Annotated in this window: 15 protein-coding genes; 6 read left to right on the top strand and 9 right to left on the bottom strand. The window is 68.5% G+C overall.

The window, feature by feature from the left end; translation table 11 throughout:
• The first annotated feature begins 36 nt into the window (after window positions 1-36).
• Window positions 37-891 carry a helix-turn-helix transcriptional regulator gene (locus tag Rhe02_RS06360; protein ID WP_203907133.1) on the top strand — a complete coding sequence of 285 codons (855 nt, stop codon included), beginning with the start codon at window positions 37-39 and terminating at the stop codon, window positions 889-891.
• Here Rhe02_RS06360 and Rhe02_RS06355 read toward each other — a convergent pair.
• On the bottom strand, window positions 837-2,030 hold the full coding sequence (locus Rhe02_RS06355; protein ID WP_203907235.1) for an FAD-binding protein: 1,194 nt from the start codon (window positions 2,028-2,030) through the stop codon (window positions 837-839). The genes Rhe02_RS06360 and Rhe02_RS06355 overlap by 55 nt on opposite strands.
• Window positions 2,031-2,121: 91 nt before the next feature.
• On the opposite strand from Rhe02_RS06355, the gene Rhe02_RS06350 reads away from it, so the two are divergent.
• Window positions 2,122-3,252, top strand: coding sequence for a cytochrome P450 (locus tag Rhe02_RS06350; protein ID WP_203907132.1), 1,131 nt, complete (start codon window positions 2,122-2,124; stop codon window positions 3,250-3,252).
• 150 nt (window positions 3,253-3,402) lie between these two features.
• A complete protein-coding gene (locus tag Rhe02_RS06345; protein WP_203907131.1) occupies window positions 3,403-4,614 on the top strand; it encodes a cytochrome P450 in 1,212 nt (403 codons plus the stop codon).
• On the opposite strand, the gene Rhe02_RS06340 is transcribed toward Rhe02_RS06345, so the two are convergent.
• From Rhe02_RS06340 to Rhe02_RS06330, 3 genes are all read right to left on the bottom strand, one after another.
• Window positions 4,601-5,077: a hypothetical protein gene (locus tag Rhe02_RS06340; protein WP_203907130.1), complete on the bottom strand. Its 477-nt coding sequence runs from the start codon at window positions 5,075-5,077 to the stop codon at window positions 4,601-4,603. The genes Rhe02_RS06345 and Rhe02_RS06340 overlap by 14 nt on opposite strands.
• Before the next feature lie 64 nt (window positions 5,078-5,141).
• Window positions 5,142-6,332 (bottom strand): MFS transporter, encoded by a 1,191-nt coding sequence (locus Rhe02_RS06335; RefSeq protein ID WP_203907129.1) that lies wholly within the window; start codon window positions 6,330-6,332, stop codon window positions 5,142-5,144.
• A gap of 30 nt (window positions 6,333-6,362) precedes the next feature.
• Complete coding sequence (locus Rhe02_RS06330; RefSeq protein ID WP_203907128.1) at window positions 6,363-6,890, bottom strand: hypothetical protein; 528 nt, start codon at window positions 6,888-6,890, stop codon at window positions 6,363-6,365.
• A 59-nt stretch (window positions 6,891-6,949) separates the two neighbouring features.
• On the opposite strand from Rhe02_RS06330, the gene Rhe02_RS06325 reads away from it, so the two are divergent.
• Entirely contained in the window at window positions 6,950-7,555 is a 606-nt protein-coding gene (locus tag Rhe02_RS06325) for a hypothetical protein (protein ID WP_203907127.1), read from the top strand.
• 64 nt (window positions 7,556-7,619) lie between these two features.
• On the top strand, window positions 7,620-8,228 hold the full coding sequence (locus tag Rhe02_RS06320) for a hypothetical protein (RefSeq protein ID WP_203907126.1): 609 nt from the start codon (window positions 7,620-7,622) through the stop codon (window positions 8,226-8,228).
• Here the strand turns inward: Rhe02_RS06320 and Rhe02_RS06315 are convergent.
• From Rhe02_RS06315 to Rhe02_RS06305, 3 genes are read right to left on the bottom strand one after another with little or no spacing between them, the layout of a single operon-like run.
• Window positions 8,225-8,968 (bottom strand): MBL fold metallo-hydrolase, encoded by a 744-nt coding sequence (locus Rhe02_RS06315; protein ID WP_203907125.1) that lies wholly within the window; start codon window positions 8,966-8,968, stop codon window positions 8,225-8,227. The genes Rhe02_RS06320 and Rhe02_RS06315 overlap by 4 nt on opposite strands.
• 16 nt (window positions 8,969-8,984) lie before the next feature.
• On the bottom strand, window positions 8,985-10,181 hold the full coding sequence (locus tag Rhe02_RS06310) for an MFS transporter (RefSeq protein ID WP_203907124.1): 1,197 nt from the start codon (window positions 10,179-10,181) through the stop codon (window positions 8,985-8,987).
• Window positions 10,174-10,611: a carboxymuconolactone decarboxylase family protein gene (locus tag Rhe02_RS06305; RefSeq protein WP_203907123.1), complete on the bottom strand. Its 438-nt coding sequence runs from the start codon at window positions 10,609-10,611 to the stop codon at window positions 10,174-10,176. The genes Rhe02_RS06310 and Rhe02_RS06305 overlap by 8 nt, the downstream gene beginning before the upstream one ends.
• A gap of 45 nt (window positions 10,612-10,656) precedes the next feature.
• On the opposite strand from Rhe02_RS06305, the gene pdxR reads away from it, so the two are divergent.
• Window positions 10,657-12,054 carry a MocR-like pyridoxine biosynthesis transcription factor PdxR gene (gene pdxR, locus Rhe02_RS06300; protein ID WP_203907122.1) on the top strand — a complete coding sequence of 466 codons (1,398 nt, stop codon included), beginning with the start codon at window positions 10,657-10,659 and terminating at the stop codon, window positions 12,052-12,054.
• Here pdxR and Rhe02_RS06295 read toward each other — a convergent pair.
• Both Rhe02_RS06295 and Rhe02_RS06290 read right to left on the bottom strand, forming a co-directional pair.
• Complete coding sequence (locus Rhe02_RS06295; protein ID WP_239123453.1) at window positions 12,044-12,877, bottom strand: carbon-nitrogen hydrolase family protein; 834 nt, start codon at window positions 12,875-12,877, stop codon at window positions 12,044-12,046. The genes pdxR and Rhe02_RS06295 overlap by 11 nt on opposite strands.
• A 10-nt stretch (window positions 12,878-12,887) precedes the next feature.
• On the bottom strand, window positions 12,888-13,400 hold the full coding sequence (locus Rhe02_RS06290) for a GNAT family N-acetyltransferase (RefSeq protein WP_203907121.1): 513 nt from the start codon (window positions 13,398-13,400) through the stop codon (window positions 12,888-12,890).
• Window positions 13,401-13,407 lie beyond the last annotated feature (7 nt).

The following is a 13,407-nucleotide window of genomic DNA, read 5'->3' as shown; positions in this document are numbered from 1 at the left end:
CTGTCAGAAACGACCGGCTTCGGCAATGCTATGGGCATGGATCGTCGCGAGCTAGCGGACTTCCTCCGCACCCGCCGGGCTCGGGTGAGCCCGATCGAGGTAGGTCTGCCAGGCAATTCGCGCCGCCGGGTGCCGGGGCTGCGCCGCGAGGAGGTGGCCCAGCTGGCCGGCATGTCCGTCGACTACTACACGCGCCTTGAGCAGGGCCGCGGCCCGCACCCGTCACGCCAGATTCTCAACGCGCTGGGGCGGGCCCTGATGCTGACCACCGATGAGCGGGCTCACCTGTTTCATCTGACCGGCCAGGCCCCGGCGCTTTCGCAAGGGCCGCGCCGCGATGTGCCCGAGGGGGTGCTGCATCTGCTCGAGGGGCTCGACGGGACACCGGCCTATGTGCTCGACGCCAAATACGACATGCTGGCCTGGAACGACACCTGCGCGGCCCTGTTCGGGTGGCCGTACGAGTCCGGACCCAAACAGGGCAACGTGATCCGCTGGATCTTCGCCGCGCCGAACCTGCGGGAGCACCTCTGCGACGAGGAGAAGAGCCGCTTCGCCTGGGGTTCGGTGGCCGATCTGCGCGCGGCGGCCGCCCGCTATCCCGAGGACCGCGGGATTCGCGAGCTGGTGGCCGAGATGCTCGCGTTGAGCCCGGAGTTCGCGCAGATGTGGGCCACCCACGACGTCGAGGTGCGCCGCGACCAACGCAAGGTCATCTCGCATCCCGAGCTGGGCGAGATCGCCATCGAATGCCAGGTGCTGCACATCCCCGACCGCGATCAGCGGCTGATCATCTACACGGCCGCGCCCGGCTCACCCGCGCAGCTGAAGCTCTGTCAGCTCAGGGCCCTGTCCAAGAACGGGTTGCGGAATTTGCCGGCCGGGTCGTAAAGCTCGATCAGGCCGGCAAAGCCGGGGTGAACGGCCGGGCGCATGGTGAACACCTTGCCCCAGTGCGGTCGCGGCTCGAAGGGCGCGAGCTCCTCCTCGAGGGCCTGCACCACCGGCAGCACGGCGGCCGGGTCTTTGATCCAGGTGAAGTGGAAGGCGACGCTTTCCCTTTGGTAGCAAGGACTCATCCACAGCTCATCGGCGGCGATGGTGCGGATCTCGCTGATCTGCAGCACGGCGGCGACCCGCTCGCGGATCCCGTTTATCGCCTGGAACGCCTGCACCGCCTGGGAACGCGGCACGAAGAACTCCGATTGCAGCTCGTCACCGGCGCTGGGGGTGTGCTCGAGCCGGAAGTGCGGAAGCCTTTCGTACCAAGGGCCCGGCTCGCCCAGCTGCGGGGTGCAGCTGTCGGCGGGCATCCCCGCGATCGGGTGCATGGGGGCCATCGCCGGCTGTTTCCCCTGCCATGCTTGGGTTTGCGCCCCGACACGTTCCTTGACCCAGACCTGGTCGAGGCTCTCGCCTCGCCATTGGGTGAACATGCTGACGCTGTAGGCGCTGGCGAAGATGTCCAGATCCAGCTCGGGCAGGTTGCGGTAGACGCGCTGGCTGATCTGGAAGGCCGGCTCGATGTCGAGCGTCACGGCGACGGCGATGCCAAGCGCGCCAAGGTTTACGACGGCTCCGCTGGCGCGGTCAAGGGTCACCGTGTCGCCTTGCGCGGTCACCAGGTCCAGGGAGGCGACCGACGTGGCCAGGTTGCCGTTGCGGTCGCCGGAGCCGTGGGTCGCGGTCGCGGTCGCCCCGGCCACCGACAGGTGGGGAAGGGATCCCAGGTTGGCCAGCGCATAGCCGTGGCTGTGCAGAAATGGCGCCAGCTCGCCGTAGCGCACCCCGGCTGCGACCTTTACCGTCATCGCCGCCGAATCGATCTCCATGAGGGGCGGCAGCTGACGCAACGAGACCAGATCGCCCTGCGTGTCGGCGATGAGGCTGAAGGAGTGCCCGCTGCCCACCGCCTTGATCCTTTCGCTGCGAGCGACCAGCGCCCGAACTTCGTCCACAGTGGACGGCTGGTGGAACTCGCGCGCCCCGAAGATCACATTTCCGGCCCAGTTGGTCAGCACGGCTATCAGTATCGCCCATCAGCTACCGGCTATGCCCCGCGCGTGCAGTCGGCCGAACTACTGATTGCCTTATTCATATATATCGGTGTCCAATGCTTGGGTGCCTCCCCTCGACGACCGGCTGCTGGAGCTACTGGAAACAAGGTTCGCCGAAGATGGCGACCTGTTCACGGTGGCGAGCGGGGGGCTGTATGTGGCCGATCCGTGGCATGCCAAGCAGATCCTGGCCAACGCCGAGGGACATTACGTCGAGCACTCGGACTTCTTCCACACCTCCGCGGGAGTGCTCGGGCCGCGCGAAATCCAGCAGCGCATCGGCCGGGAGGCCCGGGAGCTGCTCGCCGGGTTCATCCAGAGCAGCGCGGGCCGTCTCGACGGGCTCGTCGAATCCCACCTGTGGCCCAGCAGCCGGCTGCCCGATGCCGCCAACCATCTGCTGGCGGACTATTTCCGGCCCGCGCTGCTCGCCACCCACACCTCGTCCCGGCTGCCGGCCGCCCTGACCGACGTGGTGAAACACGCAGTGCTGGCCGGTGCCCGGGAAAGGCGCAGGCGATGGCAGCGCGCGCTGCTGCGGCGCCGAGCCCACGGCCTGCTGGCGGCCGAGATCGTGGCGCGCCGCCGGGAATCGGGCCCGGCCGCCGACCTGCTCGGCGTGGTGGCCCTGGCGACGGCGCCGACGCATCCACCGGAGCAGGCCGGTGAGGTGTTCCTGAGCCTGCTTTTCGCCACCACCGGCTCGGTGGGATTCCTGCTGGCGTGGTCGCTTTTCCTGCTGGGTCAGCATGAGCCGCCCGGGCAGATCCCGCTGTCCGCCACCGTGCGCGAGGCGCTTCGGCTGTGGCCGGTCGCCTGGCTCTTCGGACGGGTGGCGGCCCGCAGACACCGCATCGGGCCAGCCGTCGTCGAGCCGGGAGAAACCGTTTCGGTGTGCACCTACCTTGTGCACCGCCATCCGGCCCACTGGCCCGAGCCCAACACCTTCCAGCCGCAGCGGTGGGGAGGCGCGAACCCAGCGGCGTTCCTGCCCTTCGGCTGGGGCCCGCACGCCTGCACCGGGGCGGCGCTCTCGCTCGGCCTGGTCGAGGAGCTGCTGCGCGTGATCACTGACCGTTATCACCTGTCGGTGGCGGTCGACGATCCCCGCCCCCACACCGGTCCCGCCCTCGCCCCGCCCGAGTTTGTCCTGTCCCTGTCCACCCGCGCCCAGAGGGGAGGTGAAGAAAGATGAGGAACCTGCTTCAGTCGATCAAGCTGGCCCTGCACATCCGCGCCCGGAGGCACCCGACCGACGGATCCCACGCTTACTGGGTTATCTACCACCACATCTGATCCGCCGCGGGGAGCACACCTCCCCGCCCCACGGCAAGGGCCTCCCAGCGTGACTCAGACACCGGACCGGCTGCGTGAGCTTCGGCGGCGCCGAGCCATCGAGGGCAACATCTTCCGCATTTCCCCGGACACCATCGCAGTGTTCGACGCGGACATCGCCGCGCGCATCAACGCGATCAACTTCCGGGACCAGGAGGTGCCCGACCCGATCGGTGACCTGCTGGCCGGGCGCCGTGAACCGGTGTCGTGGAAGCAGATCCGCGCCGCGTGGGGGCCCGTGCTGCGGCGGCTGACCGGGGCCGAGGCGGTCACCGCCCTGTACGAGCGGATGGACGCACTGCTCGCGCAGCGCGCCGGCGCGCAGTTGGACCTGGCTCAGCTGGCCCAGGAGGTGTGCACCTATTCCCTGCTGCCGATCGTCATCGACGGTCTGTCCGATGTGGACGATGCACGGATCCGCCGGGACGTGACGTTCGGCTTCACCGACCTGGCGACGCTGCAGCCAAAGCACAGCCGCTGGAGCAGGCTGCGCACGACCGCCACCGAGATACGCGCCGGATTCGTCGTGCGCGCCGAGTTGCGCGGCCGGGCCCGAGGCCGCCGTGACCGCCGGGCAGACCTGACCGATCCGCTGGTGGACCTGCTGCCGACCGTCGGTTATGGCAGGGCGGTCGACGCGGTGACGGCGTTGCTCACCGCGATCGCCGGCCCGCCCGGCGCGATCGGCGCCTGCCTTCTTTTCGCGATGCACCGCCACCGTGAGTGGACCGAGCACCTGCAAGCCGAGCTGGCCCAGGTGCCGCAGACCGGCCTGCACGCCCCTGCGGCCACTCCGATCACCACGCGTTTCGTCAAGGAGGCGCTGCGGATGTGGAGCCCGCCGCTGCTGCTGGCCCGCACGGCGCGGATCAGCATCTCGGTGCCGCCGGTCGAGCTGTCCGCCGGGCAGACCTATGTGGTCAGCCCGCATCTGATCCATCGCGATCCGGCCCGCTGGGAACGGCCCGAGCAATTCGACCCGCAGCGCTGGCTGGCCCGCAGCCCCGGCCTGTCCGCCGGTTACCTGCCGTTCGGTTTGCCGCCCAAAACCTGTCCGGGTGCCGCGTTGGGCACGGTTCAGCTGATCGCGCTCTGCCATCTGCTGTGTACCAGGTACCGCATAGATTGGGCCGATTCTGCCCGGCCGCCCGAGATAGCCCTCGGCGCTGTCGCCGTCCCGGTCAACCTTTTCGGCACGGTCCGGCCGGTCACACGTACTTGACCTCGGATACCGCGTGCGCCTGGCCCACCTTCTCGTTGAGCACGCGCACGGTGACCTTGTGGCCGTCGGTGTTGGTGAACTGGCAGTAACTCGATCCCATGGCGCCGTCACACATCAGGTAGGTCCAGTCCATGTTGGGCGGTCCCGGGATCTCCATCAGCTGCTCCTGAATCTGAGCGCTGGCTAGATCGGCCAATCTGGCCAGGTTCTTGGCCTTCCATGCCGCGATGACCGCTTCCGCGTAGGCCTTGGCCTCGCTCGGATAGGTGACCGGAGCGGGCGTGCTCGGCTTCGGCGAAGCCTTGGTGGGGCTCGGCGATGCTGTCGGCGGCAGCGCCTGCTCGCCCAGCGTGGTAACTGCGGTCGGCGCGGCGGAGGGTGTGGCCTGCCCCCCGCAACCGGTGAGAAGCAATGCCGCGCAAAGCAGCGGCAGCGGGAGATAGCGACGGGCAGCGATCGGCATGGCTCACTGTAGGCCCGGCCTGGCCACCGAGTCACCTTTGGGCAACAACTCGACTTCCTAACGATCACGCGGCGCTCTGCACCGCGGGGACTTCGGTCCGGACCAGGTTCAGGGCGACCACACCCACAGCGAGACAGGCGATCCCGGTGAGCACCAGCGGCGGATGGTGGCCGAGCACCGGAACGGCGGCGGCCCCGGCCGGGATGGCCAACGCGGTCGGGGCGAAGGTGAGCGAGCCCGCGGTGGCCGCCACCCGGCCGAGGAGGGCTTGCGGGGTGTGCCGCTGCACGGCGGTCATCGCCGCCACGACCGTCCACAGTAGACCGACGCCGGCCAGGACGCTGCAGACGATGGCGAAGGGAACGACCGGAATGAGGCGCAGCAGCGGGCTCGCCGCGAAGATCACCGCACCGGCACCGCCCAGGAACGCCTCGCCCCGCCAGGCGATGAGCCGACCGGCGAGCAGCCCGCCGGCGATGGAGCCCGCGCCCTGCGCCGACGCGAGGAACCCGGCGAAGGCCGGCGGCTGATGCAGGTCGTCGATGATGACCGAATACGAGGCGGCCAGAGCGAACCCGGACATCGGCACCGCCACGGCCGCGGTGGCGACCACCACGCGAAGCCACCGATGCGACCACAGGTAGCGAACACCGTCGCGCATGTCATGCAGCACCCGGCCACCGGCGGCGGCCGGAACCGCATGGGCGGGGCGGATCAGCGAATACAGCCACGCGGTCATGGCAAGCGTCGCCGCCACCACCACAGCGACAGCGTTGCCGCCCATCCAGGTGAACAGGCCCGCACCCGCCGCGGGCGCCAGCAGCTTCATGCCTTCCCGGGCGCTCATCCGCAGGCCGTTGAGCTGACCGAGGGCGGCATCGGCCAATGCCGCCGGAAGCAGGGCGGCCTCCGCCGCGTCGAGCACGACGTGACACACGCCGTAGCCGAACATCACGGTGAACAGGATCCACAGCTGACCCTCCGAACGCAGCGTCAGCAGGGTGAGCATGAGGGCGGCGGTGGCCAGCGTGGTCCAGACGAGCAGCCGCTGACGCGGCAGGCGGTCGACGGCCGTGCCGACGAGCGGGCCGAAGACCGACGGGAGGTAGAGGCAGAAGCCGATCAGCGCGGCCAGGCTGCTGGACCCGGTCAAGCTGAGCACCCAGATCGAGGCGACCAGTGACATCGCGTTGCCGCCGAAACCGGCGACCAGGGAAATGCCGAGAAAGAGGGCCGAGTTTCGCTCCCTGAGCATGAGCCCTCCCCATAGTTGAGTCGTCAGGACTCATATCTTTGGGGTTGCTGCCTCCAGTGTCAACGCCAGCTTCCGGATCGCTTCCCCGGCCGCGGGCGGCACCTCAGCCACCGGCAGCTGGGTGCTGTCCTCGATCGCTTGCCGCGCGAGCTCATAGAGCCCACTTGGTGGGGCCGAGACGGCCAGCTCAAGCGAGCGGCGAATCAGGCCGGCGCGAGGATGAAGGGCATCCCAGCCATCGACGATCGCGACCTGGATCTGGGCCGCGCGGGCAGCCGAACGAAGCTCGGCAATGCTCGGGCCGAAGGGGTTGTCAACGATTCGTTGCTTCGCTCGCTTGGCGCGAGCCTGGACCGGATCGCGCGTGCTGCCCGCCGACAACCGCAGCAGACGCTGCTCCGCCGCTTGGCGTGACGCGAGGCCCAGCGCCGAGGCGATCTGCGCCCAGCCCAGCCCGGCCTCCCGCGCCTGCTCGATGAGCGCGCGTTCGGCAAGGTCCAGCTCGGCCCGCTGGTCGCGAAGGCGGGCCAGAGCGTTCTGGATTTCGGAGGCATCCACCAGCTCAGGGTAGGTGTCAACGAATCGTTGTCAAGCGACTTGGGATAGCATCCGTCGCCATGGCACTCAGCACCAACGATTGCGCGCTCTGCAACCACCGCCCGGCTGCCGAGGTGACCTTTCGTGGGCATCGGGGCTTCATCATCTACACCCAGTTCTATAGCAAGCAGGGCCCTTTCTGCCGCGACTGCGGCGTGGCCACCTTCCGCGACCTCACCTCCCTGACGCTGGCTTTCGGGTGGTGGAGCTTATTCTCGATCTTTATCGCCCCGGTGGTGTTGGTACGCAACCTGATCGGCCTGACCAAGGTCGCCAAGCTGGCCGCGCCCGAGGGCGGCTCGGACTTCATCGCCCCCAACATGCGGCCGCTGCCACCGGCGAAACCGGTCTTCGCCCGCCCGCTGTCCTGGATCGTCCCAGCAGTCCTCGCGGTCCTCGTGGCGCTGGCCCTGTCCTATACCCCCGGCCCAGGGACGGACCCGCAGCTGCAGGGCTGCCTGACCAGAACCCGGTTCGGCGGCGACAAGCTGGTCAGCTGCACGCAACGCCACCAATTCCGGGTTACCGCCGTGGTGTCGGACTGGTCGATGTGCCCGGCCGGAACCCAGGAACACGTCGAGCTGCTGGGCAAGTTCCGCTGCCTGGTAGCCGACCCACCCCGCTGAGGAACCCGCTGGCCCGGGGCGCAAGCCCCCACCGCGAATGGCATCTGCGCTAGCATCCCGGGCCGTGAGCACCGTTAGCTCCAGCCTTTGCGCAGTGTGCAATCACCAGCCGGCGGCCAAGGTGACCTTCCGCGCCCATCGAGGAATGGTGATCTTTCTTGAGATCATCACTCGCCGCGGACCGTTCTGCCGTGATTGCGGCATGACCACGTTCCGCGACCTCACCGCCGAAACACTGGTGGCCGGCTGGTGGAGTGTGCTGTCGTTCTTCACCACGCCATTTGTCTTGCTGCTCAACCTATGGGGCCGCTACAAGGTCACCAAGCTGGCCGCGCCACAGGCCGACCCGGTCTATGTGGCACCCAACATGCGCCCGCTGGACCCGGTGAAGCCGGTGTTCGCCCGCCCGCAATCGTGGCTGGGAGTGGCGTTCATCATCGCGCTGGTGACGCTCGGCGTCATATACCGGCCCGGCCCGACCGATGAGGCTTCGCGCGGCTGCATCCTCGCCGACCGCTACGGCTACGACGACGAATTCGTCAACTGCGACATGCCCCACGACGCCAGGGTGATCGCGGTGGTGTCGGACTGGTCATTGTGTCCTGATCGGACAGAGCACCACTTCGAATATCTCGCCAAGTTCTATTGCATCGTCGAGGAACACCAGCGCTAGCCGAGAGTCACCGCGACTTCGGGCAGGGCGACCTCGATCGCTCCGGTGTAGGCGTGGCTCGCCGCGGCCACGGCGCTGTGTGCCTCGCTGCCGGGCCACAGGTGCGTGAGCATGAGCCGCGCAACTCCGGCTCGGGCCGCGCTTTCCCCGGCCTGGCGCGCGGTGGAGAGGTAGGGCGCGTTGTCGGCCGGCAGCACGTGTTCCGGGAAGGTGGCCTCGGCCAGTAGCAGGTCGGCGTTTCGGGCCAGCGCCACGATGTCCGGACTCGGGCCGGTGTCGCCGGTATAGGCCAGCACCGCGCCACCCGCGGAGAAGCGAAGGCCCGCGTTGGGCACGAAGTGGGGCAAGGCCCAGGTGTCCACTCGGAACGGCCCTATCTCGAAAGGCCGCCCCACCGAGATTTCATGACAGGCATAGGAACCGTCAAGCATCCGGCCGTCGAGCGCGAGCACGGCATCCAATGCGCCAGGCAAGGCGAAGACGGGCAACGCCTCGGGCGGGTTGTCGCCCAGCGCGCGAGCCCGCAGCAACGGATTCAGGTCGGCACAGTGGTCCGGATGCCCGTGGCTGACCACCACCGCGTCAACGTCGCGAGCCTCCTGATGCCGCAACAGCTGGGGCAGAGTCGCATAACCCGGATCGACCAGCACCCGAAACCCTTCGTGCTCCACGAGATATCCGCTGCACGCCCGCGTCGCCGTCGGCCACGCCCCACCCCCACCAAGCACAGTCAGCCGCACCTCACCCTCCTTCTGTCTAAAGCGCTGGGGCGAGGAGGGGGGCGGTGTGGCGGGAGGAGGCCCAGCGGACGGCTGGGGTCATCGCCAGTGAGGCAGTGAGGAAGAGCAGGCCCAGGATCACCCAGCCGATGGTGCCCCAGGTGATGATCAGCGTGGTCAGCAGGACGGGGCCTAGCATTCTGGCGATCGCCGTCCCGGTACCGAAGAAACCTTGGTATTGCCCTTGTTTGTCGGCCGGGGCCAGACCGAAGCTGATTTCCCAGGCCCCGGAGGCTTGCATCATCTCGCCCAGGACCTGAAGCGCCGCGGCGGCCAGCAGGATCAGGCCGGCCGCCCAGGCCGAGGTGCCGATCGAGCTGAGCGCGAAGACGGTGCAGGACGCCAGCATGACCAGGCCCGACAGGCGCACCAGGCGCGCGGCGCTGGCCAGGCCCGAGACGCGGCCGGCGATGCGCACTTGGAAGAGCACCACGCTCACCGTGTTGAGCACCAGCAGGGCGGAGACCATCCAATGTGGAGCGGTGGTGCGCTGGACTATCCACAGCGGCACCACCAGGCTCAGCAACGGCATATACAGCATGAGAACGGTGTTCAGTAATGTGATCACGGCGTAGGGCCGATCGCGCAGCACGGCCATTTGCGGGCCGCGTGAAACGGTGGCGGTGACCGGGGCGGCGAGGCGCGACAACAGCAGCGCGGCCACCAGAAAGCAGACCGCGTCCACGGCGAAGACCCACAAGAAGGCTTTCTGGGTACCCAGAAAAAGCGCCACGCCACCCAAAGCCGCCCCGATGGCGAGCCCGGCATTCGCCATCGCCTGTAGGTGGGCCCGGACCCTGGTGCGTTCCTGCGGTCCGACCAGCCCGGCCAGCAGCGCCTGACGCGACGCGGCCAGCCCGGCCTGCCCGCAGGCGTAGCAGATCACCGAGATCACGAAGGGCAGAAACGCTCGTACGAAAAGGAAAGAGCCCACGGCCGAAGCGGTCACCACGGCCAGCAGGATCGCGGTGCCGCGCGGCCCCCGGCGGTCGGCCAGGTGCCCCAACGGGACACCTGCCGCCGCACCGACCGCCCAGCCCAAAGTCAGGCCGAGGCCGATCTGGGCGGGCGAAAGCCCCACAATCAGGGTGAAGTAGAGCACCGAGCAGACCACGTAGGCACCGTCCCCGATGGAGCTGGTCAGCTGCGCCAGGGAAAGGAACCTTCTAGGCATTGGCGGGGGTCATTCTGGTGGTGACGCAGATCCGGTTCCAGGCGTTGATCACCGTGATCACCATGACCAGCGCGGCCAGATCGGCCTCGCCGTAGTGCTTCTGGGCCAGCTGCCAGACGCTGTCGGGAACCCGGTCGCCCAGCTGGGTCATGGATTCGGTCAGGGTCAGCGCGGCCCGCTCGGCCTCGCTGAAGTAGGGCGCGTCCTGCCACACGCTGACGCCGTGCAGGCGCACGTCGGTCTCGCCGGCGGCCTTGGCGTCGGTGGCGTGCATGTCCACACAGTAAACGCATCCGTTGATCTGGCTCGCCCGCAGCTTGACCAGCTCGATGAGCGGCTTGGGCAGCTCGTGCTGGCCGACGTGCTTGTCCAGGACCAGCATCGCCTTGTACATCTCGGGCTGCAGTTTTCCGATATCCATTCGTTCCATGTCCACGACTTTAGGCAGCCAATTGGTATGGAGTAAGGTCCAATCGTGCGCGAATCAATTGGGCCAATCCACGTGGCGCTGGAAGGTCGTGGCGATCTTGCTACGAGCATCTACCGGCAGCTTCTCGACGCGATTGTCGACGGCCGGCTGCGAGCGGGTGAGAAGCTGCCGCCCAGCCGCGAGCTGGCCCAGCGCCTGGAGGTCGCGCGCAACACCGTCTCGGTGGCCTACGAGCGGCTGATCGCCGAGGGCTTTCTCACTGCCCGCGTCGGCTCGGGCACCTTCGTCGGCGCGGTCGGCTCGTCGGGCAAACGGCGGGCGCCATCGGGTCGCGATGTCCAACCACGACAGTTGTGGCGCACCCTGCGGGCCACGCCACCGGTCGGCTCCTCGGTCTACGACTTCCGCGTCGGAGTGCCGGATTGGAAGCTGTTCCCGCTGGAAACGTGGCGGCGGCTGGTTTCCAGCGAGCTGCGCCCCTCGATCATCCGCGACTCCCACTACCGCGACCCGGCCGGGCACCCCCGGCTGCGCGAGGCCATCGCGCGCTACATAGGCATTTCGCGGTCGGTGCGCGCCGATGCCTCCGACGTCGTGGTGACCCAGGGCGCTCAGCAGGCGCTCGACCTGATCGCCCGGGTGCTGATCGAGCCCGGAGACCATGTGGCCGTGGAGGATCCCGGCTATCCCCCGGCGCGCCAGCTCTTCGCCATCAACGGAGCACATGTCGACGCCGTGCCCGTCGACTCGGAAGGGATCGTCGTCGACGCCATCCCACGCTCGGTGAAACTGGTCTATGTCACGCCGTCGCACCAGTTTCCGCTCGGCATCGCGATGTCGGCGGCGCGCCGGGCCACCCTGCTCGACTGGGCGCAGCGGCGGGGCGCGGTCATCATCGAGGACGACTACGACAGCGAGTTCCGTTTCGCCGACCGCCCGCTGGAACCGTTGCAGAGTCTCGATCGCAGCGGCCGGGTCATCTACGTCGGGTCGTTCTCCAAGACGATGCTGCCCATGCTGCGCATCGGTTTTCTCGTCGCCCCGGCATCGCTACAGCCCGCGCTGCACATCGCCAAGCAGCTCGCCGACTGGCGCGGCGATCTGAGCACCCAGGGCGCGCTGGCCCGCTTCCTCGACGAGGGCATGCTGGCGCGGCACATTCGCAAAGCCAGCCGGGTCTACGCCGCGCGCCACGAGCTGATCACGACCATCCTGCGGCGCGACTTCGCCGATGTCCTCGAGGTCGTGCCCTCCGCGGCCGGCCTGCACCTGTGCGCGCGGTTGCGGCCGGCAGCCGGCTATGTTCCGGTGCCGTGGGTGGAAACCCTTGACAGATATTGCTTCCAGACTGTCCAAGATGGACTTGTCCTCGGCTACGGCGGCATCCCGCTGGAGCAGATCACCCCGGCCCTGCGCCGCCTCGCCCGCGCCTTCACGCGGTGAGCTGCCGCCGCGCCCCGCCCAGGTCGACATGCCGGTCCAGCAGCATGGTGTGCGCCGCCCGGGTGCGATCCAGCTCGTCTTTTTCCATCGTCGCCACCACCACGGTCTCGGACTCGTCGTCGCCGCGGGTCAGGCACCGGCCCTGCGGATCGTAGATCGCCGCTCCGCCGTTGAAAATCCACGGTTTCTCGCCGCCGACCGCGTTGGCGAAGGCCACGTACATCGTGTTGTCCAGCGCCCGCGCGGCATAGTAGAGATCGCGGCGATGCTGGGAGCCGTCCAGGTAGCCACTCGGGACGAGGTAGCCGTCCACGTCATCGCCGGCCGCGGCCCGGCCGTGCTCGGGAAAGCAGCCGTCATAACAGATGCCGAGGCCGAAACGCCAGCCATCGACGATCAGCGTGGCGCCGCGGGTGCCCGGGGTGAACAGCGCATTCTCGTCGGGGCCCCACAGATGCTGCTTGTCATAGGCCACGCTGATCTCACCGGCCCGGTCGACGACCAGGCTGGAACAGGTCCGGCGACCGTCCGGATGGGACACGCTCGCCCCGACGATGGTGACGACTCCGCTGGAGCGCAAGGGATCCAGCCGCCCATCGGCGACCCGGCCGGACTCGTCGGCCTGCACGGCCGTCCCCAGCGGATCGGCGTAGAGCGCCGGCGGATGGTAGGCGGGAAGGAACAGCTCGGGCAAAACCACCACCTGAGCGCCCATTTCCGCGCCGACCCGGGCCAGCCTGGCCGCCGCGATCGCGTTCTGGGCCACTTTTCCCGGCGCCGGCTGGGCCTGCACCGCCCCCACCATCAACGATGACGCGTCCACTCACCGCTCCTCAATCGGTGACCAGCTCCTCGGCGAGCAGGTCCATCAACAGCCCATCGTGCCACGCGCCGTCGCCGCCCCGCTCGTAGCGGCGCATGACCCCCACCGCCTGGAAACCGGCCTTGCCGTAGCAGCGGATAGCCGCCAGGTTGTCCGCTGCCGGATCGATGACGAGCCGATGGTGGCCAAGCTCTTCGATCAGGTACCGGGCCAGCGTGCGCACCGCGTCGGTGCAGATGCCGCGCCCGTGCGCGGAAGGATCGAGGAAAAGGTCCATGCCCGCATGCCTGTACTGCGGCTCGTCCTCCTCGGACCACTGGATCATCCCGACCACGTGTCCCTCGACCTCGATGGTCAGCATCTCGAGGTCGGGATCCTCCAGATCCTCGGCGATCTCGGCCGCCAGGTCGTCACCCAGCCAGCGCTCGTACACCTCCGGCGTCGCCCGGATCGCCGCGAGCGTGTCGATGTCAGCCGCTGTGGTCGACCGCAGCGTCACCGCCTTGCCCCGCAAGAGCGTCACAATAACC

The sequence above is a fragment of the Rhizocola hellebori genome, from assembly GCF_016862955.1.
Taxonomy (GTDB): domain Bacteria; phylum Actinomycetota; class Actinomycetes; order Mycobacteriales; family Micromonosporaceae; genus Rhizocola; species Rhizocola hellebori.
The sequence above is the reverse complement of the archived record's forward strand: the minus strand, read 5'-3'. Positions and strand labels throughout refer to the sequence as shown.